Annotated in this window: 19 protein-coding genes and 1 pseudogene; 4 read left to right on the top strand and 16 right to left on the bottom strand. The window is 68.3% G+C overall.

From position 1 onward, the window contains the following. Nucleotides 1-63: 63 nt before the first annotated feature. Together AC3DEZ_RS13950 and AC3DEZ_RS13945 are read right to left on the bottom strand one after the other, a co-directional pair. Entirely contained in the window at nt 64-684 is a 621-nt protein-coding gene (locus tag AC3DEZ_RS13950) for a pentapeptide repeat-containing protein (protein WP_488388748.1), read from the bottom strand. Nucleotides 685-822: 138 nt separating this feature from the next. Further along, nucleotides 823-2,859, bottom strand: a complete 2,037-nt coding sequence (locus tag AC3DEZ_RS13945; protein ID WP_488388747.1) for a YadA-like family protein — start codon at nt 2,857-2,859, stop codon at nt 823-825. Between the two features lie 271 nt (nt 2,860-3,130). Here AC3DEZ_RS13945 and AC3DEZ_RS13940 point away from each other — a divergent pair, with 271 nt between their 5' ends. Both AC3DEZ_RS13940 and AC3DEZ_RS13935 read left to right on the top strand, forming a co-directional pair. After that, nucleotides 3,131-3,694: an ECF-type sigma factor gene (locus AC3DEZ_RS13940; protein WP_488388746.1), complete on the top strand. Its 564-nt coding sequence runs from the start codon at nt 3,131-3,133 to the stop codon at nt 3,692-3,694. Then, nucleotides 3,691-6,408 (top strand): protein kinase domain-containing protein, encoded by a 2,718-nt coding sequence (locus tag AC3DEZ_RS13935; protein ID WP_488388745.1) that lies wholly within the window; start codon nt 3,691-3,693, stop codon nt 6,406-6,408. Before AC3DEZ_RS13940 ends, AC3DEZ_RS13935 begins: the two co-directional genes overlap by 4 nt. A gap of 102 nt (nt 6,409-6,510) precedes the next feature. On the opposite strand, the gene AC3DEZ_RS13930 is transcribed toward AC3DEZ_RS13935, so the two are convergent. Together AC3DEZ_RS13930 and AC3DEZ_RS13925 are read right to left on the bottom strand one after the other, a co-directional pair. After that, the gene (locus AC3DEZ_RS13930; protein WP_488388744.1) at nt 6,511-6,873 is read right to left on the bottom strand and encodes a VOC family protein; all 363 of its coding nucleotides are present in this window, start codon (nt 6,871-6,873) and stop codon (nt 6,511-6,513) included. A 16-nt stretch (nt 6,874-6,889) separates the two neighbouring features. Next, nucleotides 6,890-7,456: a TetR/AcrR family transcriptional regulator gene (locus tag AC3DEZ_RS13925; RefSeq protein WP_488388743.1), complete on the bottom strand. Its 567-nt coding sequence runs from the start codon at nt 7,454-7,456 to the stop codon at nt 6,890-6,892. 102 nt (nt 7,457-7,558) lie between these two features. Here AC3DEZ_RS13925 and AC3DEZ_RS13920 point away from each other — a divergent pair, with 102 nt between their 5' ends. After that, on the top strand, nt 7,559-8,236 hold the full coding sequence (locus AC3DEZ_RS13920) for a hypothetical protein (protein ID WP_488388742.1): 678 nt from the start codon (nt 7,559-7,561) through the stop codon (nt 8,234-8,236). Nucleotides 8,237-8,354: 118 nt separating this feature from the next. Here AC3DEZ_RS13920 and AC3DEZ_RS13915 read toward each other — a convergent pair whose 3' ends face one another. The 10 genes and pseudogenes from AC3DEZ_RS13915 to AC3DEZ_RS13870 form a co-directional block, all read right to left on the bottom strand. After that, a complete protein-coding gene (locus AC3DEZ_RS13915; RefSeq protein ID WP_488388741.1) occupies nt 8,355-9,689 on the bottom strand; it encodes an MBL fold metallo-hydrolase in 1,335 nt (444 codons plus the stop codon). Between the two features lie 338 nt (nt 9,690-10,027). Continuing rightward, a complete protein-coding gene (locus tag AC3DEZ_RS13910) occupies nt 10,028-11,110 on the bottom strand; it encodes an ABC transporter substrate-binding protein (RefSeq protein ID WP_488388740.1) in 1,083 nt (360 codons plus the stop codon). Continuing rightward, entirely contained in the window at nt 11,107-12,243 is a 1,137-nt protein-coding gene (locus tag AC3DEZ_RS13905) for an ABC transporter substrate-binding protein (protein WP_488388739.1), read from the bottom strand. The genes AC3DEZ_RS13910 and AC3DEZ_RS13905 overlap by 4 nt, the downstream gene beginning before the upstream one ends. Nucleotides 12,244-12,330: 87 nt before the next feature. Further along, nucleotides 12,331-15,516, bottom strand: a complete 3,186-nt coding sequence (locus AC3DEZ_RS13900) for a TonB-dependent receptor domain-containing protein (protein ID WP_488388738.1) — start codon at nt 15,514-15,516, stop codon at nt 12,331-12,333. Nucleotides 15,517-15,685: 169 nt separating this feature from the next. Next, nucleotides 15,686-16,639, bottom strand: coding sequence for a FecR family protein (locus tag AC3DEZ_RS13895; RefSeq protein WP_488388737.1), 954 nt, complete (start codon nt 16,637-16,639; stop codon nt 15,686-15,688). Then, nucleotides 16,623-17,207 (bottom strand): RNA polymerase sigma factor, encoded by a 585-nt coding sequence (locus AC3DEZ_RS13890; RefSeq protein ID WP_488388736.1) that lies wholly within the window; start codon nt 17,205-17,207, stop codon nt 16,623-16,625. Before AC3DEZ_RS13890 ends, AC3DEZ_RS13895 begins: the two co-directional genes overlap by 17 nt. Nucleotides 17,208-17,360: 153 nt before the next feature. Then, a complete protein-coding gene (locus AC3DEZ_RS13885) occupies nt 17,361-18,068 on the bottom strand; it encodes a DUF6058 family natural product biosynthesis protein (RefSeq protein ID WP_488388735.1) in 708 nt (235 codons plus the stop codon). 37 nt (nt 18,069-18,105) lie between these two features. Next, nucleotides 18,106-18,912: an SDR family NAD(P)-dependent oxidoreductase gene (locus tag AC3DEZ_RS13880; RefSeq protein WP_488388734.1), complete on the bottom strand. Its 807-nt coding sequence runs from the start codon at nt 18,910-18,912 to the stop codon at nt 18,106-18,108. Further along, on the bottom strand, nt 18,899-19,087 hold the full coding sequence (locus AC3DEZ_RS13875; RefSeq protein ID WP_488388861.1) for a VOC family protein: 189 nt from the start codon (nt 19,085-19,087) through the stop codon (nt 18,899-18,901). The genes AC3DEZ_RS13880 and AC3DEZ_RS13875 overlap by 14 nt, the downstream gene beginning before the upstream one ends. A 40-nt stretch (nt 19,088-19,127) precedes the next feature. Beyond that, nucleotides 19,128-19,277: pseudogene (locus AC3DEZ_RS13870) on the bottom strand (VOC family protein); the annotation flags it as partial. A gap of 139 nt (nt 19,278-19,416) precedes the next feature. On the opposite strand from AC3DEZ_RS13870, the gene AC3DEZ_RS13865 reads away from it, so the two are divergent. After that, on the top strand, nt 19,417-20,316 hold the full coding sequence (locus AC3DEZ_RS13865) for a LysR family transcriptional regulator (protein WP_488388733.1): 900 nt from the start codon (nt 19,417-19,419) through the stop codon (nt 20,314-20,316). Nucleotides 20,317-20,492: 176 nt separating this feature from the next. Here AC3DEZ_RS13865 and AC3DEZ_RS13860 read toward each other — a convergent pair whose 3' ends face one another. Then, nucleotides 20,493-22,832 carry a S9 family peptidase gene (locus AC3DEZ_RS13860; RefSeq protein WP_488388732.1) on the bottom strand — a complete coding sequence of 780 codons (2,340 nt, stop codon included), beginning with the start codon at nt 22,830-22,832 and terminating at the stop codon, nt 20,493-20,495. A 64-nt stretch (nt 22,833-22,896) separates the two neighbouring features. After that, nucleotides 22,897-25,749: a TonB-dependent receptor plug domain-containing protein gene (locus tag AC3DEZ_RS13855; protein WP_488388731.1), complete on the bottom strand. Its 2,853-nt coding sequence runs from the start codon at nt 25,747-25,749 to the stop codon at nt 22,897-22,899. Between the last annotated feature and the right edge of the window lie 469 nt (nt 25,750-26,218).

Genomic DNA, 26,218 nt, shown 5'->3' with positions numbered 1-26,218 from the left:
CCGGGATCCGTCGCCGCCAGCGTCATCGCATGGCGGCATGGGCAGCGCCCCGTGGATCGATGTTCAGGCCACGCGGACGTCCAGTCCCAGCGCTTCGGCGATGACGAGGGTCTGATCCACCGTGATGATGGCGCCCTTGAGCCGGGTGTTCCCGGGTTCGATGGCGCTGAGGTCCGAGCCGCGGAGATCGCAGCCGGAGAAGTCGGCGCTGTGGAGCCAGGCGCCGGACAGATCGGCATCGCGGAGGGAACCGCCCTGGCAACGGGCGCCGGTCAGATCCGCCTCGCGCAGGCGGGTGCCGCTGAAAGCGGCGCGACGGAGATCCGCGCCGGGCAGGCCGACGAACGACCAGTCGCCTTCCGCGACCTGCATGCAGGCGAACTCGCAGCCATCGAACATGCTGCCGACGAACTTGCAATCGGTGAACCGGGCATCGAAGAAGTTGCACGATACGAACGTGCAGTTGGTGAAGGCGCCGCTGCGATGCGCGGAAGCGTTGAAGCGCGCCCGCCGGAAGGTGCATTCGTTGAAGCTGCTGCCGGTGTTCAGCGCCTCGGTCAGGTCGAGGTCCACGAACAAGGTGCCGTCGAACCGCTCGCGCTGGAGTTCCCTGCCATACCAGTCCGCGCCCGCGATGGTGTGGGACGTCTTCGGCGCGGGCTCGCCATGTATGCGTTCTGCCATCGTTGGGGAGTCCGGGTGCGCTGCCCTCGCCATGCGGCGAGGGCGCCATCATCCCACGGGGTCGGTCCCGATGGACCGTTCGATGGCCGCGCATGCGAATCCGCGGTCCATGGCCCACCGTGGTGGGCCATGCCATGCCTACCAGCTGAAACCCGCACCGGCCGAGATGCTGGTTTCGCTGTCCGAGAATGCGCCGGTCAGCGATATGCTGGCGTTGGATCTGACCAGGCGCTGATAGCCCACCGCGAGTGCCGCGCGCCCATTCTGCGCGCCCACGCCCACGCCCAGCCGGTTCCGTCCGGACAGGCCAGCGGTGTTGATCGCCGCCGCGCCCATCGCGCTCGTCATCGCGCCCATGCGATCGATGCGGGCATCCATGCGGGCGAAACGCATCTCCGTTTTGTGCTGGAACTGGGTGAAGTCGTTGTTCCACGCGGCGAACTTGCTGTCGGTGTAGGCATTGGCGGAGTTCAGGGTCTGGGTCGCGCGGGCATCGGTATAGCTTTGCGATGCGCTTAGCGTGCTCGCGTCGCCCGCGTCCATCTGGCCCTTGTTCACGGCGTCCCTGGCGTCCACGCCGTCGGCGACGTTCTTGATCTGGGTGCCTTGGGCGCCCTGCAGCGTCATCGTGGCCCGGCTGTCGTCGTCATACTCCACCGCCAGCGGGCTGCCGGCGCCGGCGGGGCCGGGCTCACCCTGCGGTCCCTGCGGCCCGGCCGGCCCCTGCGGTCCCTGCGCGCCGCCGTTGCCCACCTGGCCATATAGATAGGCCAGTGCATCGCCCACATTGCCGAACGTACTGCCGCCGAGCACGTAGTTCGGGCCAGTGAAGGTATTGCCCACCGAACTCCACGATGCGCCTCCGCCCAGTGCGCTGGCCACGGGCGTGAAGTCGGCCGCCACGCCGCTACCGCCCGACACGCCCGCGATCGCCGTGTTCAACTGACGCAGGTTCACCGCATCGGTGTCCTGCGTGCCATCGGCCAGATGGATGATCTGGTGCTCGCCGCCCACCCGGCCCACGGCGATGGCGTAGTCGCGATCGGCCACGGACTGATAGCCGATGGCGACGCTGCCGGTGTTGCTGGCGAGGCTGCCGATACCGAACGCCATCGCATTCACGCCTGTGCTCTGGTTGCCGCGGCCCACGGTGACGCTGCCCATTCCAAAGGCGCTGTTTCCATGGCCGAACGCGGTGCTGTTGGAACCGTTCGCGATGTTGTCGATGCCGAACGCGCTGCTGCCGCCGTTGGCGGCGAGGTTGTTCGTGCCGAAGGCCGCATCGCCCGTTCCGGAAGCGGTATTGAGATGGCCGGCTGCGCTGCTTCTCTCGCCCGTCGCCGTGTTGGCCGAGCCAAGCGCATTGGCGTGCAGCGCGTTGGCGCTGTTGCCGTATCCGACCGCACTGGCGTTGTCAGCCATGGCATCGTTGTCGTAGCCGAATGCCACACTGCGCACGCCTTCGGAGGTGTTGAATCGGCCAAAGGCGCTGCTGGCTTCGCCGCTCGCGGTGTTGAGGGTGCCGAATGCCATCGCGCTGACCGCGTCGGCGACATTGCCGTAGCCGAACGCGCCGCTGTAGATCCCGCCGGCGGTGTTGTCGTAGCCGAAAGCGCTGGCATTGTCCTGCGCCTCGTTCGAATAGCCGAACGCGCTGCTGCGGATGCCCGCGGCATCGTTGGATCGGCCCACCGCGCTGGAGGCCGCGGCGCGGGCGTTGTTTTCGGCGCCGATCGCGGTGGCGACGTCCGCCCATGCCACGTTGTTGAAACCGATCGCCGTGCTGTTCAAGCCACTCGCGGCGTTGAAGTAACCGAAGGCCGAGGCCTGCGCCGCCGAGGCCTGGTTGCGATAGCCCACGGCGGAGGCATTGATGGCGTTGACGTAGTTGCGGACCCCGAGCGCGACCGAACCGGTACTGAGCGCCTGGTTGGCGAGCCCTACGGCCACGGATTCGTTTCCCTCCGCCCGGTTGCTGATGCCGCATGCAAAGGAGAGGGTGCCGGTCGAGGTGGAAGCGGAGTAACTGAGTTCTTCCGTCAGTGTGCTGTAGAGCGTTCCGCAGGCGTCGCCCGCGAAGGCCGGCGATGCCATCACCGCCAGCAGGGACAGGCTCAGGGCGGACTGGACCCGCGCATGCGGGCGGTGGGGCTTGCGGGTGATACGGGTATTCATGGATGTCTCCGTCGTCTGGGATTCGGGGGGCCGGCATCGGCCTTGCCCATCCCCTCGCAAAGCGACGGCGGAACAGGACATGGGCGGTGCAAGAGGACCGGTGGCGGCACGGCCCCCGCCCGGTACATGCCGGGGCGGCGGCTGCGGCGCAGCCCATGCCGCCACCGATCCGACCATCTGCCTCGGAAAGGCGCGCGCGAAGCGGACATTGGCTTGCCCGCCCGCCCGCGGCTGGGCCAATCTAGGCGCCAGGGCACTCACGGGACGGGGAATGGAAACCGAGTCGGTCACGTACTTGCTTGCGCTGGCGCGCGCCGGTGACGCCGCCGCGGGCGATCGCGTCTATGCCCTGATCTACGACCGTCTGCGGGTGGCCGCACGCCAGCAACTGCGCCGCCATCGCGGCCAGCAGACGCTGCACACCACGGCGCTGGTCAACGAGGCCTGGCTGAAGCTGGCGGGCGCGAACGTGGACGTGCGCGAACGCGAGCACTATTTCGCGCTGGCCGCGCTGGCGATGCGCCGCATCGTGGTGGATCAAGCGCGGCGCACGCTGGCGGAGAAACGCGGCGGCCACGAGATCCGGGTGACCCTCAATGAAGGCGTGGTCCAGGCCGAGGTGAACGACACCGAGCTGCTGGCGCTGGACACCGCGCTCGACCGCCTGGCGCAGGTGGAGCCACGCCTGGCACAGGTGGTGGAGTGGCGCTATTTCGGTGGCATGAGCGAGTTGGAGATCGCCGCCGCGATGGGCGTGACCGAGCGCACCGTGCGCCGCGATTGGCGCAAGGCGCGCGCGTTTCTGTACAGCGAAATGGCCGAGGCCGGAGCATGAGGTCGACGGAACGCGCCGCAGAGGCGCTGGCGCTGTTTGACCAATGGGTGGAACTGGAATTGCGGGAGCGGCAAGAGCATCTCCACGCATTGGCGGCCCGCGACGCCGCCTTGCACGCCGAAGTGGCGGCGCTGTTAGCCGCGGACGCCGGTACCGGTCCCCTGGAGCACGCGGACGCCGTGCTGCTGCACGCCGCCGCCGCGACCGCGGATAGGGACAAGGATACGGACGATTCCGTACTCGCTGACCGCCGCATCGGGCCATGGCGGATCACCGGTGTCCTGGGTCGTGGGGGCATGGGCGCGGTGTATCGTGGCGAGCGCGTGGAAGGCGGCTTCCAGCAGGCGGCTGCGATCAAATTGATCCGTCTGGGCATGGACCAGCCCGAACTGCGCCAGCGCTTCCTGCGCGAGCGCCAGATCCTGGCGCGGCTGCGCCATCCGAACATCGCCACGCTGCTGGACGGCGGCGTGACCGATGAGGGCGCGCCCTACTTCGCGATGGAACGGGTGCAGGGTGAACGCATCACCCGCTGGTGCGACACCCGTCATCTGCCGATACGCGATCGCGTCCGCCTGTTCCTGCAGGTGCTGGACGCGGTCGCCTTCGCGCATGGCCAACTGATCGTCCATCGCGATCTCAAGCCCTCCAACATCCTGGTCGATGGCGACGGCCATGTGTACCTGCTGGATTTCGGCATCGCGAAGATGCTGGAAGAAAGGGATGCCGAACAGACCGGCACCGCCGGTCGGGCATTCACGCCCGAGTACGCGTCGCCGGAGCAACTGCATGGCGAGCCGATATCCACCGCCACCGATCTTTATCAGCTTGGTGTGCTGCTCTACGCGTTGCTGGGGCAAACACATCCCTACGGACTGACGGGGGAGACACCCATGCGAGCGCGGCTGCAACGCATGGACGACGATCCGCAACCGCTGTGGGAGGCTGCGAATCGCTCATCCGTGGAGGACGCCGCGCGATGCGGCGCGACACCCTCCGCGCTGGCGCGGCAACTGCGCGGCGACCTGAGCGCCGTCGCGAATCGCTGTCTCATGCGTGACGCGGAACAACGCTACCGTAGCGTCGATGCGCTGCGTGACGATCTGCGCGCATGGCTGGACGGGCGGCCGGTGGCCGCGCGCGAACCGACTTGGGGTTACCGCGCCAACCGCTTCATCCGCCGCAACAGGCTGGCGGTGTCCGCCGGCGTCGCGGTGATGGTCGCATTGAGCGCGGGGCTGGGGGTTTCGCTATGGCAGGCCGGTATTGCCGGGCGCGAAGCGCAACACGCGCTGGAGCAGCAACGGATCGCGCGACGCCAGGCCGAGTTGGCGCGCATGCAGGCCGACAGCTCCCTGGCCGTGCAGGAACTGCTGACAGGCATGTTCGCGCGTTCGCTGGCGATGGACGGGGGCCACGGTACCACCGTGCACGATCTGATCGAGGCGACCCGTGCCATGGGCGCGCGGGGCGATGCCCTGGATGCGCCGGCGCGCGCGCAGTTGTTCCTGCGCCTGGGGCGCATCAGCGCGGTCGCCGGCGATGAGGCCGGCGCGCGCAACATGCTGGTCCAGGCATCGCCGCTGCTGGCATCCGCCGGCGCGGTACGTCCGCGATTGCTGGCGCAGCAACTGGATGTGCAGCTCAGCCTGGCTGAAAGCCTGAGCGATCTGCCGTCCATGACGCGACTGGCTCCGCCGCTGCTGCGACTGCTGGACAGCCTGCCGCAACCGCTGGACGAAGAGATGCTGCAACTGCGCCTGCGCACGCTGCGTTCCCACGGCTGGGCGCTGGATCAGTCGGGCCGCATGGAGGAAGGCATCGCCGCCCGAGGCCGGGAACTGCAGGCGATCGTGGCCCGTTACAAACCGGCGCACCGGCGCAGCCTGACCTCCCGGGTCTCCTATGGACGGATGCTGGCCCTGTTGGGCCGCTTCACTGAAGGCATCGCGCAGTTGCGGACCGCGCTGGAGGGCATGCGCGCGGCCAATGGGCCGATGTCGCTCGATCAATTGCACGCCACCCTGCACCTGGCGGAGTTCCTGCGCCAGACCGATGCCGGGCCGGTGGAAGCGCTGCGCCTGTTGCGGGCGGCCGAAGCACGGGTGAGACAGCAGCAGGACCGGCTGCTGCCTTTCTACCTCCCCTGGCTGCAGGCGTTGCAGGCTGATGTCCTGCGCGAACAGGGCGACCTGGCCGCCGCCAGCGATCTGCTGTCGCAGGCCGCGCGATTCCGGCCCGATGCCGCCGACCGGACATCGCGCGCCGTCGGCGCGGTCATCCTGACGACGCAATCCGACCTGGCCTGGGCCAGGCGAGATGCGGAGCGATCTGCGGATTTTGCCCGGAGCGCGCTGACGTTGGCGGGCACGCCAGCCCATGGCGACAACGGCGACCTGCGCCGCGCGCTGGGTCTGCGCCTGAGGTTGTTGCGCGCGCGCGCATCCTCGTTGCCCGGAGACCAACTGCGTGCGCAGGTCGCCGGATTGTTGCGCGAGTGGGAGGCGGTGCCGACGCCGTTGCGCTCGCCTTATCTGACCATGGCGGCCGAAACCCTGCGCATGGGCGGATCACCGGACGCGGCGCTGGCCCGACGTGCCCTGGCGGCCGCGAATGCGGAGCCGGAACCCAGCCACCGGCGCCAGGCGATGGCGCGCGAGGAACTGCGACGGGCCGATTCCGGCGAGGCGGCGTCCGATTCGCCGTCGATCTAGGAACGCGGGATTCCATTCACCCGTCCAGACGCGAGCCGCGCGCAGGTCGGTTCGATGGCCCGCGATGCGGAACGCGGTGTCGTCCCGCGGACGAGGCGGGGTTCAGGTCCGGACCTCGTTCTTCTGCCCGATCCACAGCCGATTGCCATCCGGATCCTCGATCCGGAACTCGCTCATCCCGTAGAACGGATGCGTGATGGAGGGGACGTCGAGCCCACGCCGGCGCACGTCGCGGTGGTAGCCGAAGATGTCATCGGGGTAGAGGTAGATCACCGAGGTGCGCGGGGCGTCCAGAGGCTGGTTGATCGATTCGTCCACCATCAGCCGGCATTCGTCGAAGGCGAGCATCGCCCAGCGCCACTCGTCGTTGCGGTTCTCCACGCGGAAACCCAGCTTTGCGTAGAAGGCCACGCTGGCGGGCATGTCGCGGACCGGCAGCATGGGAATCAGGCGTTGCATCTTCATGGGGATTCTCGGTTTTCTAGTGGGCCGGCGGGGCCGTCCGCAGCGCGTGCGCGGCGGCGGCGGTGGTCAGTTGCAGGGCCTGCGCCAGATCGGCCGCGCTGCATTTCGCTTCGCCGGAGAGCCAGGCGATGACGGGCGAGAGCATGCCGTCGGCCAGCGCGTGCGCGGCAAGCCGCGCGGGAACCCGCAGGCGACTGCGTTGTCCGCGATCCAGCGCCGCCTCGACATGGACGACCAGGGTACGTCGGACGATGCGCAGCGCGGCGCCCTGGAACAGGCTGTGGGCGAGCGCGCGGTTCTGCCAGAAGTGTTCGAGGATCGCGCGCGCGCGGCCGGTCCCGGCATCGGCGCGGACCAGGTCGGCGAGGATACGGAACGGACCCTCCAGGCTGGCCGACAGCAGCTCGTCCTTGTTGCGGAAGTGTTCGTAAAAGGTCGAACGGCTTACTCCGGCGCGTTCCAGCACGTCGGCGACCCGGATCTCGTGGTAGCGGCGGCTGAGCACCAGCGAGAAGAATGCAGCCAGCAGATCCTGGTGCGCGCGGCGCCAGCGCGGGTCGTCGCTCGGGTCGGTCGGATTCATGCCCGGAATCTTCCCATGAAGGGTGCCGGACATTGGGCCTCGAATGTCCGGAAAGCGCCAGGGCGGGACTGCTAGCGTGGCTGCGCATCCAGGGAGATCGCGATGGCCACCACTTCATGCCGCTCGACAATGGTCCGATGGCCGGCCCGCCTCCTGATCGGCGCGGGCACGGCCAGCATCGCGGGAATGCTGTTCCACCCCGCCGCGCAGGGAGACAATGCCGAGGCGCGCCTGCACAGTCTGGCCGCGATCTCGCCACTGGCCATGCACGTCCATCTGCTGATGGTCACGGCGGTGATCGCGCTCTGGCTGGCCATGGCGCGTGTCGCCCGGCAGTGGCCGGAAAGCGACGGGATCTGGGTGGGCACGCGCCTGTATTCGCTCGGTGCGGGCGCCATGCTGGGCGCGGCGTTGATCAGCGGATTCCTGATCGATGGCTACCTGGCGCGGATGCGGCCGGTGTCCGTACCCATGGAGAACCTGCTTCCATCGCTCGCGCTCGCGTTCGCGGCCAATCAGGCTTTGGCGGGTTTTGGCATGGTGCTGATGTCGCTGGCGATCAGCGCGTGGTCGCTGGCCATCCTCCGTCAGCGCAATCTTTGGGCCGTTGTCTGCGGAATCCATGGCCTCGGCGTCGGGGGTGTGTGCGTGGCGGCCTACGCGGGTCGTTGGCTGTCACTGGATGTGGCGGGCATGACCGCCGTGGTCGTGGCGCAAGGGCTCTGGTACTGCCTGCTGGGCACGTGGCTGTTGCAGGCCGGAAAGAAACCGGCGGACTGAGCAGGCATGTCACGCGCGGGTGACGTTGCCTGAAGGCGCAAGGAGTGATGTCACTCCTTGCGGGTGATTGGACAGTGCGCCGATCCGATCATCTGCTCGCCCACGCAGCCCCGATCGTTCACGGCCGGCATGCGGGCCACGGCGTCATGCAGATCCCGCGGGTGCCGGAGCGGCCGTGCACGCCGACGAGGGTGCGCACGTCGAGCCGGGCGATGTCGATCAGCGCGATCAGTTCACGGCCCGTCGTGAATGCGACCGGCACGGCGCCGCGCTCCGGGATGTAGAACAGGTCGCCCTGGAACAGGGCGCCGGAGGCGGGATCGAAACCGACCAGCATGGTGGCCGCGTGATGGCTGGCCAGCGGCAACACCCGGATCCGGCGGTCGCCGAGATCGATCGTTTCGGCCCGTGTCACTTCGCGCACGCGCGCCGGCAGGCGATCGCCCAGTTGCCGGCGCAGCGCGTCGGCGCCGCCGGCGCCGGTGAGCACTTCGGCGTCGCGGTAGGCGGGCAGGCCGGCGACATGATCGCCATGCACGTGCGAAACGACGACATGGCGGATGGGGCGTCCCGGCGCGGTGCGTTCGATCACCGCGCGGACGGTTTCCGCTTCCTCCACGGCGACCGGCGCATCGAACAGCACGATGCCTTTTTCGCCCACGACGAATCCGGTGTGGTAGCCCGACGGCGCGCCATCGATGCGATAGGCGCCCTCGCCCAGCGGCGTGGCCCTCAACGGCGACGGCGGATCGGCGGGTCGGTAGCCATCGGGCAGGGACAGCAGCGCGGCGTCGCGATCCTGCGCGGGACGCGCGCGGACCTGTGTCCAGCGTTCCCGTTCGCGGTCGTCGCGGGCATGGACGATGCGGGCGGGAAGCCGAACACTCTGCCGCGTGCTCCATGCTTCGTAGCGATAGATCTCGGCTCCCTGTCGCGCGCTGGCGAGATCGCCGGAGGCGTCGAACGCCAGGATCACCTCGCGTCCGGCGCCATCCTTGAAGGCGAGGGTGTCGTCGGTCGTGGCGGCGCCACCGGCCTGCGCGAGGGCATCGCAGGCGAGCAGTCCCGGCGCGAGCATGCGCAGGTCCGCGAGATCGCGCGCGGTGGTGGCCGCGTCGTCCTGCTGCAGCACATCGCCATCGCGCCAGCCAAGTTCATCGATCGTGCGTTCGCCATCGCGGTCGCCCAGCGTGCGGTAGCGGAACTCGATGTCGCCCGGGTACAGATTGGACGTGCGCAGCAGGAAACGTCCGTCCGGCAACAGCAGCATGGACTGGCGCGCATCGACGACGGCGAGGGCTTCGCCCGGCGCGTGCGCCTGCTCGGGTCGGTAGCTGATGCCGGCCAGATCGATCGCCGCGCCCTGGCGCAACGGCGCACACAGGGTGTCGAGCCGGTCCGCATGCGGAGTGGTGGATGCGGCCAGCGCCGCGAGCAGGAACGCGTTCACCATCTGTCACTCTCCTGCGCCGGCCAGCGGGACGGCGATGTCTCAAGGAACGGTGGGAGGAGGAGCGGCGGGCCCGGGAGCGACCTCGGTGGCAGACGCTACCGGCTGCCGATGAGCGCTGGCAATGGCGCGGCGCCTGATCGGAACAGGCGGTTCAGTTGCCGGCAGGCCAGCGGCGGGGCCGGCGTTGGCCGGGCGTTCGGACAGGCGTTCGGACAGGCGAAAAAAATCCGATGGTGGGCCGGGGCCCGTCCCGCGAGAGAGGGCGGGGCAGGCTTCAGCCCACCATCGCGGTGGAGGCCGGCGGCTCCCGCCGGGGCCTCACCGACAGGGGAAACGGATCAACGCAGGTGGACGGGGCAGGGCTGGCGTTCTTCCAGCGATGGCAGCAGGCCGCGTTCGAACACTTCCTCCACCGTCGGCGTGCGTGGCAGCTTGCGCGCCTCGGCGGTGAGTTTGAGCGCCGCCAGCACGCGGGGACGTTCGACGTCGCCGACGCCGCGGTTGATCATGTCGACGCCACCCATGTCCTCGATCATGGTGTCGCGCAGGCGGCCGCGTTCGACCACAGGATTCTGCCTGGGATCGCGCTTGACCAGCGCCTGGATGGCCGCGTCCGGATCGCACAGGGTGTCGATCACGCCCTGGTTGATGGCGCTCACCAGGCCGCGCGCGATGGCGGGCTCCTCGCGCAGCAGCTTCGGCGAGACCATCACCACGCTGCCGTAGAAATCCGGCAGCATTTCGCTGTAGCGCAGGAAGCGCAGCCGCGCGCCCACGTCCTGTCCGGCGGTGCGCACCGCGGCCGAACTGGTGGACAGGTAGCCGAACAGCGCGTCGGTCTTGCCGCTGTCCATCAACGCGAGCAGTTCCTTCCAGTTGCCTTCATTCGTGCCGATGCGGACGGACGCGGGATCCGCGCCGGCGACCCTGGCGTACTGGGCGAACGTATTGAGCGCCACGTCGGTGGCATGGCCGGTGATCGTCCGTCCCTCGAGCTGATCGGCCGACCGCACCGGCGAGCGCGCGGGCAGGATGATCACCGAGGGTGATCGGTCCATCATCATGTAGACGCCGACCGGCGACTTGCCCGGCACGATCGCGGCCTGTTCGTAAACCGCCTGGATGTCGCCATAACCGACATCGAAACCTTCGCCGACCATCCGGCCGGCGGCGGTGAACGCGCCACGCCCGGGCGTGAACTCGATCTCGATGCCCTCGCGGCGGAAGTAGCCGCGCTCGTCGGCCAGCAGGAACCACGCGTTCGCCCCGGAAAAACCCGAGTTGAGCAGGAACCGCACCTTGCGCAGCGGCTTGGCGGCGGTATCCGCCGCGGACTCCTGCGTTTCCGGAGTGGCCGGCGTCTGGCCACAGGCGGCCAATACGGTCAGCAAGGCCGCGATCAGGAGTGCGCGCCGGCTCATGCCACCGCTCCCGTCGTTGCGTGCGCATGCCGCGCGAGCGGCTTCGCGCGTTCGGCGAGCGGCGGCAGGAATTCACGGGTGAACACGCTCCCCGGCGCCGGCACGCGCGGCAGGCGACAGGCCTTGGACAGACGTTCGATGGAAAGGGACAGGCGCGCGTCGTCGATGTCGCCGATGCCGATGCGGCGCGCTTCCGGATGCGCCATTTCGACCTGCAGCGTCCCCATCATGCGGGGCCCGTCGACCTGCTGGGCGAACTTGGGCGCAAGCGCCTGCACGGCGCGCAGCGCGGCGTCGGGATCGGCCAGGGTTTCGACGATGCCGCGGTTGACCGCCGCCACCAGGGCGCGGGCCGCGTCGGGGTGGCGCTGCAGGAACGCGGGCGTCAGCATCAATGCGTTGCCATACAGCTCGGGAACGACATCGCGGTACTCGAGGAAGCGCAATCCGGCGCGTCCATCGATGCCCTTGCCGGCGAGCGCCGCGATGATGGTGTGGACGAACCCGAACACGCCGTCGCTGTGGCCGTTGAGCACGTCCTCGGCCAGGGTCGCCATGCTGGTGGTCGAGCGCAGGATCGACACCCGCGACTCATCCACCCCAGCCTGCATCGCGTAGGCGGGGAACGCCTCGATGGCCGCGTCGATGGGATGCCCGCCGAGCACCTTGCCTTCGAGATCCTTCGGCGTACGGATGGGGCCATCCTTGCGCACGCCGATGGTCAGCGGCGTGGTGTTGAAAGCCACGTGCACCGCCACCGGGCATTGGTCCGGCCGCAGCGCAGCCAGCTTGATCAGCGCGCAGAGGTCGCCGTACCCGCCGTCGAAGCCTTCCTGTGGAATCCGCGGCACCACCGAGGCGGCACCGTCGCCACCGACGAATTCCACGTCCAGCCCGGCGTCGCTGAAATAGCCGCGCTGCTGCGCCAGGCAGAAGAACGCATGCGGGCCGGACAGCGGCGAATTGAGCAGCAGCCGGATCCGGGTCCGAGCGCCGGGATCGCCGGAGGGCTGGCCGTCCACCGTTGCCGCGGTGGACGGCCGCGCTGAAAGCGCCGGCAGGAAACCGGCGGTCGAAGCCAGCAGTGCCGCCTTGCCCAAGGAGGTGAAGATGCCGCGTCGTGTGTGATCCACCCTGTACTCCGTCGTGTCTGTGTCGATGTCGCGGGACTGCAAAAAAGAAACCGCGGGCAGGCTCGTGTCGCCTGCCCGCGGTCGGGCTCAGAACTTCTGCTGGTACTGCAGATAGATGAAGCGTCCGAAATCGAAACCGCCGTAGTAGGCGAAGTCGCTGTTGGGACGGGAATACAGGATGGGACCTTCCTTGCCGAACACGTTGTTCGCGCCCAGCATCACCGTCGCGGTGTCCGCCAGGGTCACCCGGAACTGGACATCGTTGAAGCTGGTCGAACCGACCGTGCGCAGCGGCTGGCGGCCGGTGTAGGGCGAGACGAAGTTGGGCTGGTCGCACTCCGGTCCGCCGGTGAGGTCGAACGCGCAGGGTTCCTTGATCTTGGAGAAGTAGCGCACCCGCCAGGTCAGCGCGTAGATGCCCTTGGACCAGTTCAGGTTGAGGTTGGAACGCACCCGGAAGTTGGCGCCGAAGCTGGTGGTGTGGTTGACCGGGGTTTCCGCCAGATCGTTGGCCTTGATGTCGCGGTAGTCGATATAGCTGGTGGTGGACTCGATCCGGATGTCGCCCAGCGGCAGGGTCGGCAGGCGGTAGTTGATGCCCAGATCGTAGCCGGCGGTTTTCAGCCAGCCCGCGTTGGTGAAGGCGTAGTTGAGCGAGGTGATCTCACCGGTCGTCGCGTCACGGGTGAATGCCGAGCATGCCGAGGCGATGCCGCGCACGTAGCAGTCGTTGAGGATATCGGTCGGGGTGTTCTGGACGATCGCGTTCTGGATGTCGATCTTCCACCAGTCCAGGGTGACGCCCAGGCCATCGATCCAGTTCGGGCTGTAGACGAAGCCGAGCGTGGTCGTGGTCGAGGTTTCCGGCTGCGTGTCCGGGTTGGAGCCGGAAATGAAGGGCAGGTTGGACTGGATGTTCGGACCCGAGGTCGGCACGCCGCCGGAGGCGATCTGGCGATAGCCGACCGGCACGTCCGCCTGGCAGGCGGCGGTGGTGCGGGCGACGCCGTAACGGCTGTCGCAGGGGTCGGTATAGACCGGGAAGAAATCCTGTTCGCCGCCGAACAGATCATTGATGGTGGGCGCGCGGAAGCCCTCGCCCCAGTTGGCGCGCACCAGCAACTGATCGCTCGGACGCCATTCCAGGCCGATCTTGGAGTTGGTGGTGCTGCCGAACACGTCATAGTCGGAGTAGCGGCTGGCCAGATCCAGCGACAGGCTCTTGGCGAACGGCAGATCGGACAGCAGCGGGATGTTCAGTTCGGCGTAGACCTCGTTGGCCTTGTAGTCGCCGCGGGTCGGCAGCTTGCGGGTGTTGGTGGTCTCGCCGCGCTGTTTCTGCAGGCTGGGGGTGAAGGTGCCGCTCTCGCTGCGCGATTCCAGGCCGACCGCGAACGACAGTTCGCCGCCGGGCAGATCGAACAGGCCGCCGGTCAGGTTGGCGGTGAAGCTGCGGGTCTCGGTTTCGCCGCGATCCAGGTTGTCCGGCACCAGGAACGCACGCAGGGTCGGATCATCGAGCGTGCCGCTGTAGCCGCTGCCGTAGGCGGCCAGCGGGTTCCACGGCACGCACTGGCCGGCGCCGCTGCCATAGGCGATCGGCGCGGCGGCCGAACCGCACTCCACCCGACCGGTGGCGCCGTTGAAATAGGACGGACCGGACGCCAGCTGCACATTGCGCAGGTTGAGATCGCCGGTGCCGGTCTTGTCGGTGCGCAGGCGGTTGAACAGGTAGCCGGCGTCCCAGAACAGGGTGCGATCGCCCCAGTCGAAGTTGCCTTCCAACTGCACGCTGGCGCGGACGGTGGTCACCTTGTTGTTGCCGGCGCGCGGCACTTCCCAGGTGCGGCGCTGGTAGTGTGCGGCGCGCGGATTGGCGACGCCGCTCTGGTTGCCGACCGGGTTGTAGTAGCTGTCGATAGACAGCGGCGCGTTCAGGCTGCCCCAGGTCGAGGAGCGGTAGGGGTAGCCGGGAATGTTGCGGAAGGTGTCGCGGATGCTGTAAAGCGCGTTGCCGCGCAGCAGCAGGCGATCGTTGATGTCGAAGCCGCCATCGACGAACACCGACTTGCGTTCCATGCCCGTCTTCAGCGTCTGCTGCTCGGTGACGTTGCTGTAGTCGGGCACGCCGGTGCGGTGGAAGTTGGCGATGTCGCGCGGATCCTGGCCCGGGTTGACGGTCAGCTGGCCGAGGACGGGATCCAGCAGGGTGCCGTTCTGGTTGATCGCCGAGAGCCCGGCGGTCGGATGGCGCACGGAGTTGGGAAACGCGCTGTACGGACGATCCGAGGCCCATACCGGATTCTCGTCGGTGTACTGCACGGTGCCGCTCAGCCAGCCGCGCTCGCCCTTCATGCCCCAGGAGGCGTCGAACGAGGACTGGCGGCCATCGCCTTCCGAGTATTCGCCCAGGTACAGATTGAACAGGCCGCCGTCGAAACCGCGACGGGTGATGATGTTGACCACGCCGGCGATCGCGTCCGAGCCGTAGATGGCGGAGGCGCCGTCCTTCAGGATCTCGATCCGCTCCACGCTGGCCGACGGAATCAGCGAGACGTCCGCGTAACCGCCGGTGGTGGTGCCCAGGCGCTGGCCGTTGACCAGGATCAGCGTGCGCTGCGCGCCGATGTTGCGCAGATCGATGTAGGTGCCGCCGGCTTCCTCGCTGTCGGACTGCACGCGGCTGCGGCTGGCGGCGGGCGCGCCCGAGGTGGGGGAGGATTGCAGCAGGTCGCCGACCGAACGCATGCCGGACTGTTCGATGTCCTGGCGGGTGAGGGTCTGGATCGGCTGCGCGGTTTCGCTGTCGACGGTGCGCATGATGCGCGAACCGGTCACCTGCACGGCGTCCAGGGTACGCGCGCCGCCGGTTTCCGGCGTCGCTTCCATGCCGACCGGATCCGGCGCGGGCGGCGGCGGCGCGGAGGAGCCTTCGCCGGCGTCGTCACCCCCTTTCGGATCGCGGCTCAGGGTGATGACGGTGCCGTCGTCGCGGGTGACCTTCAGCCCGGTGCCCACCAGCAGCGCCTTGAGCGCCGCGCGCGCATCCTGCTTGCCCTTCAGCGGCGCGGTCTTGACGCCCTCCAGGCCATCGGCCGGCGCGACGATCTGCACGTTCGCCTGGCGCGCGTATTCCGGGAGCGAATCGGCCGCGGCCTTGGCCGGGATGTCGAAGTCCACTTCCTGCGCGGCGGCGCCGAAGATGGAGAGGGAGACGCCGGCCACCAGCGAGAAGGAGATGGCCTTGCACAGAACGCTTTTCCGATGATTCATTTTTCACCTGATGAGCGGCCTTGCATCCCGTGGGGTGGACGATCGGCGCGGATGTAAGGGGTGCAGCACGGGAAGGGTGTGGCTGCCCATGCACCGTCTCCGGGAGAGAACGGTGCGTGGGTCTGTAGCTAGGATGCGGAGGCGGGAGAGTTCCGCCATTGCTTCGCGATTATTTTTTCTCGTCGCGCTTGCGAATCAGGATTTCGCTTTCGGACTGCGACACTTCCAGCCCCATGCTCTGCGCGGCCGCGCGCGAGAAACCGATCGGATCGGTGGCGGAGAACAGGCCGATCACGCGCAACCGCGCCACCTGCGGGTCGTCGATGCGGATGCGGATCGGGCTGTAGCGCGCGAACTCGCGGGAGACGTCTTCCATCGACTGGCCGTTGAACGCGATCATGCCGTCGCGCCAGGCGAGCGCGCGGTTGACCTCGGCGCTGTCCACGCGGCTCACCAGCGGCCGCGAACGTTCCGGCATCCAGGCCTTGTCGTTGGCCAGCAGCTGCAGCGTGCGGGCGTCGCCCTCGCTGACCTTCACGATGCCTTCCCGCACCAGCACGCTGACCGCGTGCGGCGATCGCCGGACCTGGAAACTGGTGCCGACCGCCACCACCCGCGCGTCGCCGGCCTTGACCGTGAACGGACGTTGCTTGTCCTTGGCGACGTCGAACATGGCCTCGCCGCGCAGCAGTTCGATGTTGCGGCCCTGCGCGTCGAAAGTCACCCGCACCCGGGTCTCGGTGTTCATGGTGATGATCGAGCCATCTTCCAGCGGCACGCGCAGCACTTCGCCCAGGCGGGTGCTGTGGGTGCCGACGGCGCGATCGAGATAGGTCCAGGTGCCCAGGGTCAGCGCCACCGCCGCCAGCGCGGCGGCGATGCGCAGCGGCCAGGGACCGGGGCGCCACGCGGGCCGCGCGGTGACGCGGCGATCGGTGGCCTGTTCGCCGCGATACAGCCGTTCGCAGCGCAGCATGATCGCGCGCATGCGCGCATACGCGCCCAGGTGGCGGGTGTCGGCGGAAAGCCAGGCGTCCCGCTCGGCGGTTTCCTCCGGCGAGAGGGCGCCGCGATCCTCGCGCGCCACCCACTCGGCGGCCTTGGCGTCAATTCCATTCTTCATGTTGGATCTCCTTTTTCGCGGGGCGGCGCCTGCCGGCAAGCTCGCCTCCGTTCCATGCCAGTGCCTGGCTCAGGTGCCTGAGCGCCTTGACGATGTGTTTCTCCACGGTGTTCTCGCTCACGCCCAGGCGCTGCGCGATCTCGCGCTGGGCCAGGCCGTGCACCCGGCGCATCAGGAACGCCTGCTTGCACTTGGCAGGCAGCTGCGCGATGCAGCGGTCCAGATGGCGCAGTTCCTGCACGCCGGCCGCGTGCGATTCGGGGGAGGGCGTGTCGAGCGCGATTTCCAGGCGTTCGATTTCGCCGATGCTCTCGATCGGCACCACCTTGGCGCGACGCAGCCCCTGCAGGACCACCGACTTGGCGCTCGTGAACAGATAGCTGCGCACGTTCTGGATGTGGCTGACCTGCTCCAGCGACATCAACTGGGCATAGCTCTCCTGGATGACGTCGTCCACGTCGGCGAGATCGCCGACATGGCGGACCAGCCACGCGCGCAGCACCGGTTCGTGCGGCAGGACATGCTGTGACAGCCACAGCGCCCGCGCCTCCGAAAATGGTGTCCTCATGGCCTGCCCCCTCCAGCGTGGACCGGATCACGATCCACGGCTGCCGCCTCTACGGGCTGTCTGCACATTGCCCCTCCAGCATGTCCTTCCTGGAGGAGGATGCACAGCAAGGCGGTTTCCGCCATCCCGTTTGATGAACAGGGGCGGCCCGGCTCAGGTGTCGGCCGGCGCGCCGGCCAGATCGGCGCCGAAGTCCTCGACCAGGCGCTTGCGGCTGCTGCGCGGGTACTCCAGCGGCGAGAACGGCATGGCGGCGGCGGCGTAGCGGGCGATCAGTCCGGGCAGGTCGGCCCGGCTTTCCGGCGAGGCGCCGGCCTCGGCCAGGGCCTGCCGCCGGGCGCCCAGCGTTTCCTGCAGGATTTCCTTGGTCGCGATGGCGTGCTCGGACCCGGGGTCCGCCACGCACAGGCCGAAGATGCCCTGCCGGAAAGCATCCCAGGCCTCGGCGGTGCGCGCGTCCAGGCCGGCGGTGAGCGGGGCGCCCTGTTCGTCGAAACTGTCGGGCAGGCGGGCCAGGCCGCGATCCAGATCCGCCAGTGCGACGGCGAAGTTGTGCCGGAACCGCTGTTCCAGCGCGGCCCGCGCGGTGTCGGCGTCGCCCCGCGCGGCGGCTTCCCGCGCACGCGCGACCCAGGCCACGGTGCCGGGATGGAAGTAGCGGCCCGGGGTGGCGCCGGCCTCCGGGAATTCGCCGAAGGCGGCCGACCACAGGCCGCCATCGGTGGCGACCGTGTAGGACGGCGCCGGCACCAGCCCGTCGTCGAGCAGCGCGTCCAGCTGGCCGGGTTCCAGACCGCAGGCGCCGGCCAGTCGTTCGGCGGTCCAGTAATGGCGATGCAGGTAGGCGTCGGTCTCGTTCATGGCGATGTCGGGTGGCGCGTGGTGGTTCGGGATCGGATCAAAGCATGATCCGGCCGCCGGCGACATCCAGCACCACGCCGGTGATCCAGGACGACGCGTCGCTGAGCAGGAACAGCGATGCCGCCGCGATGTCCTCCGGCGTGCCGAGGCGGCCCAGCGGGAATCCCGGCAGCATTTGCGCCAGCCGTTCCGGCGGCAGATGCGCGCGGGTGCGTTCGGTCAGCACTGCCGAAGGCGAGATGCAGTTGACCCGCACGCCACCGGGCCCGGCTTCCTGGGCCAGATGCCGGGTCAGCATGATCACGCCGGCCTTGGCCGCGCCGTAACCCGCCGGCGCGCCCGCGGCGACCCGCCCGCCGGCCGAGGCCATGGTCAGAATCGCGCCGCGGCCGCGCGCCAGCAGATCCGGCAGGAAGGTCTTGAGGGTGAAGAAGGTCGAAGTCAGGTTGTTGTCCAGGCTGGAGCGCCAGTCCTGTTCGCTGATGTCCTGGAACGCCACCGGTCGGCCGGTGCCGCCGCCGGCGAAGGCCAGCACCAGATCCACCGCGCCCCAGTGTTCGCCGATGTGCTGGCGCATGCGTTCGACCTGGGCCAGATCGGCGCAGTCGGCCGGCACCGCGATGGCCTCGCCTCCGGCCGCGCGCACGGCCGCCACGCTGGCCGCGAGCGCGTCGGGATCGCGGCCGTTGATCGCCACCCGCGCGCCGCTGCGCGCAAGTGCCAGGCAGGTCGCCGCGCCGATGCCGCGCGAACCGCCGGTCACCACCGCGACGCGGCCGGCCAGGTCGTCGAAACGCGGCATCGCGTGGTTGCCGGAGGCGCCGGCGGTGTCAGCGTTCGTCATCGGTTCTTATCTCCAGGTTGTGATGGTCCGGATCGTGGAAGTACAGCGCGTCGGCCCAGCCGCCCGCGCCGAACCGCGGGCGGATCCGGCCATCGCGCGAAAAGGGATCGCCGCCGAACGGAATGTCCGCCGCGAGCAGCCGTTCGCGCACCTGCGCGAACCGTGCGCGATCCATCCGGAAGGCTGAGGTGGGCCACGTCGCGCGGTTCGGCCTCCAGCAGATCGATCACGCAGCCGGGATCGATGCGCAGCACGTCGAAAGGACCCTGCCGTCCCTCATGTTTGAAGCCCAGCACCGCGCCATAGAAACTCACGGAGACGGGAGCGCTGCGGACGCGCAGGATGAGATGATCGAGTCGTACCATGAAGCGGGCGGACGGGCGTCACGAACGCGACGCACTGCCGCGATGAGGTGTGGGGACCGGAGTCTAGGCGCGCGATCGCCGTGGACACAGCCACGCACGGGTATGGCCCCCCTGCGCGAACGCATAGGTGAATCTGGACATGTCGATCGACTGGGATGATCTGAAAACGGTGCTGGCGATCGTGCGCGGCGGCAGCCTGAGCGCGGCCGCGCGGGCGATGGGCACCACCCAGCCCACCATCGGCCGCCGGCTGGACGCGCTGGAGCGGCGGCTGGACGCGAAGCTGTTCGAACGCGATGCCGGTGGCATGCGGCCCACGCCGCTCGCGCATTCGCTGATCGACGGGCTGGAGCGGATGGATGCGGGCGCGCAGGCCATCCAGCGCCAGGTCGCCGCGCGCGATACCGGCCTGAGCGGCGAGATTCTGGTGACGAGCCTGGACTGGCTGGGCGACGAGGTCATCGCGCCGATGCTGGCGCGCTTCGCCAGCCGCCATCCGGGCGTGCTCATCGAACTGGTCAATGACACGCGCCCGTTCAACCTGGCACGGCGCGAGGCCGACCTGGCATTCCGGTTCGGCGCCTTCACCCAGGAAAACCTGATCGATCGCCCGGTCGGCGATGTGGCCTATGCGCTGTACGCGGCCACCGACTATCTGCAACGCCACGGGACGCCGGATCCGGCCGATGGCTTCGACGGCCACCAACTGGTGCTGCTGGATCGGGCGGCGGGCGACGTGCCGCACGAGAGCGGCCTGCGCGCCCTGGCCCATCGCGCCCGCACGGTCCTGCACGGCAATGGCCTGCGCACGCATATGGCGGTGGCGCGGGACGGGATCGCGATGGCGATGCTGCCGTGCCTGCTGGGCGATCGCGAAGCCGGCCTGCGCCGCCTGTCATGGGCGGAAACGACATCCGTGCGCGCGGTGCGCGTGGGCTATCACGCCGACATGCGCGACACCCCGCGCCTGCGCGCGCTGATCGATTTCATCGTGCGGGAATTCAAGGCGCAGGCGGAGCGGCTCGACCCGGGCGGTTGAGGCCATCGTGCGGTTCGGCGTCGAAGCATTGGAGCGGGATCCGCTCCATCGATGGATTTTCCTGCGGCTGATCCTCGATTGGTGAAGCCCGCAAGCGGAGGATTCACCCGCGAAGGGGGCGCGGCGGTGCAACCCCGAAGCCGTCCGCCCAGCGACGGGCGGACGGCTTCGTATGCTCAGGGCGCCGATGGCGCCGCGTTCCAGCGGGGTGTGGCGCGATCCTGCAGATGGCGGATGAAGAAGTCGTAGTGCCGGCGTTGCACGTAGTCGAACGGTTCGGCCCAGCGACCGACGGCGTGGCCGGCGCCGGGCATCATCAGCAGATCGAAATCCTTGTCGGCGCGGATCAGCGCATCGGCCACCTGCAGGGTCGAGGCGGGATCCACGTTGGCGTCCTGTTCGCCCACGATCAGCAACAGATCGCCGCGCAGCTTGTTGGCGTGCTCCACGCCCGACGCGGCCGAGTAGCTGCCATTGACCGGCCAGCCCAGCCACTGCTCGTTCCACCACAACTTGTCCATGCGGTTGTCGTAGCAGCCGTTGCTGGCCACGCCGGCCTTGTAGAACTCCGGGTGGAACAGCAGCGCGTGCAGGGTGTTCTGACCGCCCGCCGACATGCCGTGGATACCGACGCGGCTGACGTCGTAGGAAGGATCCTTCGTGGCCATCGCGCGGTGCCAGGCGATGCGATCCGGGAAGCCCGCGTCCTGCAGGTTCTGCCAGGCCACGTCGTGGAAAGCCTTGGAGCGACCGGTGGTGCCCATGCCGTCGATGCGGACCACGATGAACCCCAGGTCCGCCAGTGCCTGCATCCGCACCAGGCTGTCGCTGCCCGAATCCATGTCGAACGGCCAGAAGCGCTTGGGCACGAAGGCGCCATGCGGTCCGGCGTAGATCGACTCGATGACCGGGTAGTGCCTGGAAGGATCATGATCGCGCGGGCGCACCGCGATGCCCCAGATGTCGGTGGCGCCGTCGCGGCCCTTGGCGGAGAAGATCTGGGGCGGCTTCCAGCCCGCCGCCTGGAGCGCGCGGACATCGGCGCGTTCGAGCACCGACACCAGGCTGCCGTCGGCGCGGCGCAGTTCGGAGACCGGCGGCAGATCGACCCGCGAGTAGGTGTCGAGGTAGTAGGCCATGTCGCTGGAGAAGGCGACATCGTGCCAGGCATCGGCCTGGGTCAGGCGGGTGAGATTGCCGCCGTCGAAATCGACCCGGAAGTAGTGCTGCAGGTAGGGATCTTTGCCGGCATCGACGCCACCGGCGGTGAACCAGATCTGGCGCTTGTCGTCGTCGACCTTGACCACGTCGCGCACCACCCATTCGCCGCGCGTGATCTGCCGCTTGACCTGGCCGCTGGCATCGTCGAACAGGTACAGGTGGCGCCAGCCGTCGCGTTCGGAGATCCACAGCACCTCGCGACCGTCTTTGCCGACGTCATGGCGATAGAGGTTCCAGGCATTGACGAAGGTCGGGCTGTCCTCGCTGACCGCCGCCCGCGCCTGGCCACTGGCGGCATCGACGCTGATCACGCGGACCTGCTTGAAACCGCGCTGGATGTACTCGAACGCGAAGCTCGCGCCGTCCTTGCGCCACTGGATCTCCCACAACTGCAGTGGATTGGGGAACAACGCGTCATCGATCACCCGCACCGTGCGCGTATCGACATCGACCAACACCGGCCGTTCGATGTCCACCTCGTCGCCCGGCTTGGGATACAGCTGGGTATGGACGAGCGGCTGGATCTGGTTGCGCGGCGTGGATTCGACCCGGGTGACGCGGCGGTCGGTGCCCGGCTTGACCCGGTAGACCGCGAGGCGCCGCGAGTCGGGCGACCACGTGATCGACTCGGGATCGTAGAAACCGTCGGCGCGGCCATCGCGGGTCAAGGCTTCGGTCCGCGTCGCGCCGACCGCGCGGATGACCAGATCATGCCCTTCGGCGAAGACCTCCCATTTTCCGTCGGGCGAGCGGCGCGGCGAATTGTCGGCGGGCTGGGTCATGTCCCGCACCACGCCCCAGCCACGCGGGCGGGCAGGCGTGCCGTCGTCGCGCGCGCAGGTGTAGTCCTTCAATTCGCAGCGCCATGGACGCGGCTCGGCCAGACCGATCCTCATCTTGATGGCGCGGCCTTCGTCGGCGAACTCGAAATCGCGGAACGGCAGCCGCAACGGTTCGTAGCGTTCGCCGGTGGCCTTGCCCAGCGCCGCGGCCAGGCGCGCATGGTCGAACGCCGGACGCTTGCGCTGGTCCTTCGGATCCACGACCACGTAGCTGAAACCGCCCGGCACCGTCTTGCGGTAGTGGAAACGGCCATCATGGGTGGCCTTTGCCGCAAACGGCAGGTCGCGGGTCAGGTACATCCATTCCTGTCCCAGGTGCAGCGAGCGCTGGTAGTCCGCATCGGTGGGATCGGTATCACCCGCCACGGCGGCGAAGGGCGAGAGCAGGGCCAGCACGAGCAGGGCCGCGCGGCATCGGCGGGTGGCGGCACGTGGGCGAACGATATCTTTCATTCGATCTTCTCTGGAGCCAGAAAAAGAAGGGGCCGGCCATCTGCCGGCCCCCGGGGAACACCGATTACTGGAACCGGTAAGCCAGCTGCGCGCCGATCTCCCGCCCGATCGGGCTGTAGGTCCAGTAGAAGTACGGGTAGTCGGCGTAGCTGTCGTCGCGCGGATGGATCTTGTCGAACACGTTGTTGACGAACAGGATCACCGACATCTTGTCGGTGATCTTCTTCGACAGATTGGCGTTCCACAGCAAATACGGCGCGATGCGGCGGTCCAGGTCGTAGCTGGGGATGGAACCCATGCGCGATCCGTAGACGTTCGCGCCCCAGTCGCCGCGATTCCAGTTCACCGACAGGTTGGCGCGGCTGCGCGCGTTCCAGTTGTAGGAGCGGTTGTCGCGATCGTAGAGGACGCCGTCCTCGGCGTACTGGGTGAACTCGTAGCTGAGCGTGTGCGACCAGCCCAGCAGGAAGTTGAAACGGCCCAGGCGATCAGTGTCCCAACGGTAGCGGACGGTCGCGTCGATGCCGGTGGTCTTCTCGGTGGCCGTGTTGATTGGCCCGACCGTCAACAGGGTCACCGCGGTACCGTCCGGATCGGTCGGCGATGGCCGGCGCTGGACGAAGTCCAGTGCGGTCTGGCAGAGCAGGGAGTTGGTGTCCACCGGATTGCCGCTGCGATCCACGCCCAGCCGGCAATCGGCTTCACGCTTGAGCACGTAGCCGTTGGACAGATCGTTGACGCCCTGGTCGAGCTCGATGCTGTAGTAGTCGGCCTGCACCGACAACCCGTCCAGGATGTCCCAGACGAAACCGGCGGTCCACGACTTGGAGGTTTCCTCCTCCAGCAGGCGATTTCCGCGCCGTCCGCCCTCGGTGTAGTAGTAGTAGTCGGTGTTGCTGTTGTCGCGGCACGCCGTCGCCAGCACGTCGTTGTTGTTCTCGGCGCGGCAGCGGTACTCGTCGAAAATCTGGATGTAATAGCCGGAAGGCTCGGCGAACACGTAGTGCATGTCCGGCGCGCGGAAGCTGGTGGCGTAGCTGCCGCGCAGCAGCAGGCTGTCGGTGGGCCGCCATTCCAGGCCGGCGTTCCAGGTCACCGCGCCGTCCACTTCGGTGATGTCGTCGTACTTGTCGTAGCGCGCCGCCAGCTGCGCCTTCAGGGTGCTGAGGATCGGCATGCTGAACTCGACGCCGAGCGCGTAGCGATCGCGCGCGCCGCGGCCGCCGGTGTCGTTCCAGTTGTAGGCTTCCTCGGCGGGGTCGGCGTTGGGCAGGGTGCGCGGGTCCGCCACCAGCTTGTACTTCTGCGAGCCCCATTCCAGCACCGAGGCCATGCCCACCGGTCCGGCCGGAAGCTCGAACAGATCGCCGCTCAGGGTCGCCTGGAACTGGCTGGCCTCCGAATAGCCGCGCGGGCGGATGGTCGCCGACATCGCGGCGAACTGCGCGGGCGTCAACGGAGTGGTGAAGCGTTCGTAATCCAGCCGATAGGCCGGGTAGTAGTCGTAGACCGGATCGTTGCCCAGCCGCGGGCCGAGGAAGTAGTCGGCGACCTTGCTGGCGATCAGGCGCGGCGTGCGGGTGTCGGTCTCGTACTCGGCGTGGCTGTAGGACAGTTCATAGTCGAAGCGGTTGTCGAACAGGCTGCCGCGCAGGCCGGTGGTGACGCTCCAGGATTCCTCGTCGTTGTCGGTCATCAGGCCGTCGCGACCGGTTTCCTCCGGCTGGAACACCCGCAGCGCGTCCAGCAGCGCGCCGCGACCGACGTCGTAGTAGTAGTAGCCGGTTTCCTCGTTGTAGGGCGACCACCACTGGGTGCCGGTGGAATAGCGCGCCTTGGAGCGCCACCACATCGCGTCCATGAACACCTGGGTGCTCTCGCCGATGTCGAACGTGCCGGAGCCGTACAGCGACAGGTTGTTGTCGGAACTGCGGATGGTGGAATCGGCGAGGCGGTCGTACTGCGCGCAGCGGCTGCCGGAAGCGGTGGTGTAGACCACACTGTGGCCGAAGAAGCGATCGCAGGCATCGGCGATCTCGTTGACGTAGCCGGGCGCGTCGAAGTCGTACAGGTACAGATTGGCCCAGGGCGTGCGCCCGCTGGCGATCGGGCTGTCGCGCATCGAATCCATGAATTCGCGCTGGCGGGTGAAGATCGCCTCGCGGTTCATGTATTCCATCGCGTAGGTCAGGGTCCAACGGTCGCCGGACTTGCCGCCGACGATCTGCAGGTTGCCGGTGTCGCCGCCGCCACGGGTGGTGGTGCTGCCGTACAGCTTGGCCTCCAGGCCTTCGTAGTTCTTCTTGGTGACGATGTTCATCACGCCCGCGACCGCGTCGGAACCGTAGATCGCCGAGGCGCCACCGGACAGCACTTCGATGCGTTCCACCGCGCTGCTGGGAATCGCGCCCAGGTTGATGAAGTTGCTCTGGCCGCCGTAAGGCAGCGGATATTCGGCGACGCGGCGGCCGTTGATCAGGATCAGCGAGCGACCCGGGCCCAGGCCGCGCAGGTTGATGATGTTGGCGTTGGGGGCGAAGATCGACTGGCTGGCGAGGGTCGATTCGTTGACCACCGTGCCGTTGGCCTGGGTGAGCGTGTTGAGCGCATCGAAGACGGTCTTGAAGCCCTGCTTCTCGATATCGTCGGCGGTGATGACGGTGACCGGCGCGGGTCCCTCGACCTCGGCGCGCTTGATGCGCGAACCGGTCACGGTGACCTGTTCCAGGGTCTTGGCCTCGCGCTTCCCGGTGATGTCCGAATCCGCGTCGTCATCGCCGGTCGCGTCGGTCGCCGCGGCCTGCGCGCCGGTGTCGGCCTCCTGGGCGAACAGCGTGCCGGGCACGCAGGCCGCCAGCGCCAGGATCAGTGCGTGGCGCAGGGCGTTGGGCCTCGGCCGCTTGGTATGCATGTTCATGTGGTCTCCCCATTTGTTTGTTGGGCCCGATGGCGGCGAACCGCTTCCGTCGTTGAGGACAGATGTGCCGTTTTTCACATTAGGAGGCGGACCGGGCCGGGTTCTAGGCGCCGCTGGCCCGAAGCGATGCGGAAATTTGCATAACGCAAACAGCGGGATGGACGACGGGGCGAGAGATTCGGAGAGCCGATGGCGCCGATGCCGCGCGACTCCTTCGCTTGCCGGCGGGCATCGCGCATGGGTTTCGTCCGGGAATCGCGTTCGATCGGACTCGGCATGCGGATCCCGGCAAGCCGCGTCGCGCGACGGTGGAATCCGCGCGCAGGATGAGGCGCCGCACACGCATTCCAGCGACAGACGTCAGCCCACTCACGGCAATCGGCATTTGTGCCCATATCGCCGTCCCCGGCGACGGAATCCGGCAAGACCACCGGCAAAACCCGTTCCTAGAATCGGGGAAAGCGAGGGA

The sequence above is a fragment of the Pseudoxanthomonas sp. 134C1 genome, from assembly GCF_057773065.1.
Note: the sequence above shows the minus strand (reverse complement) of the source record. Positions and strands in the feature narration are given on the sequence as shown.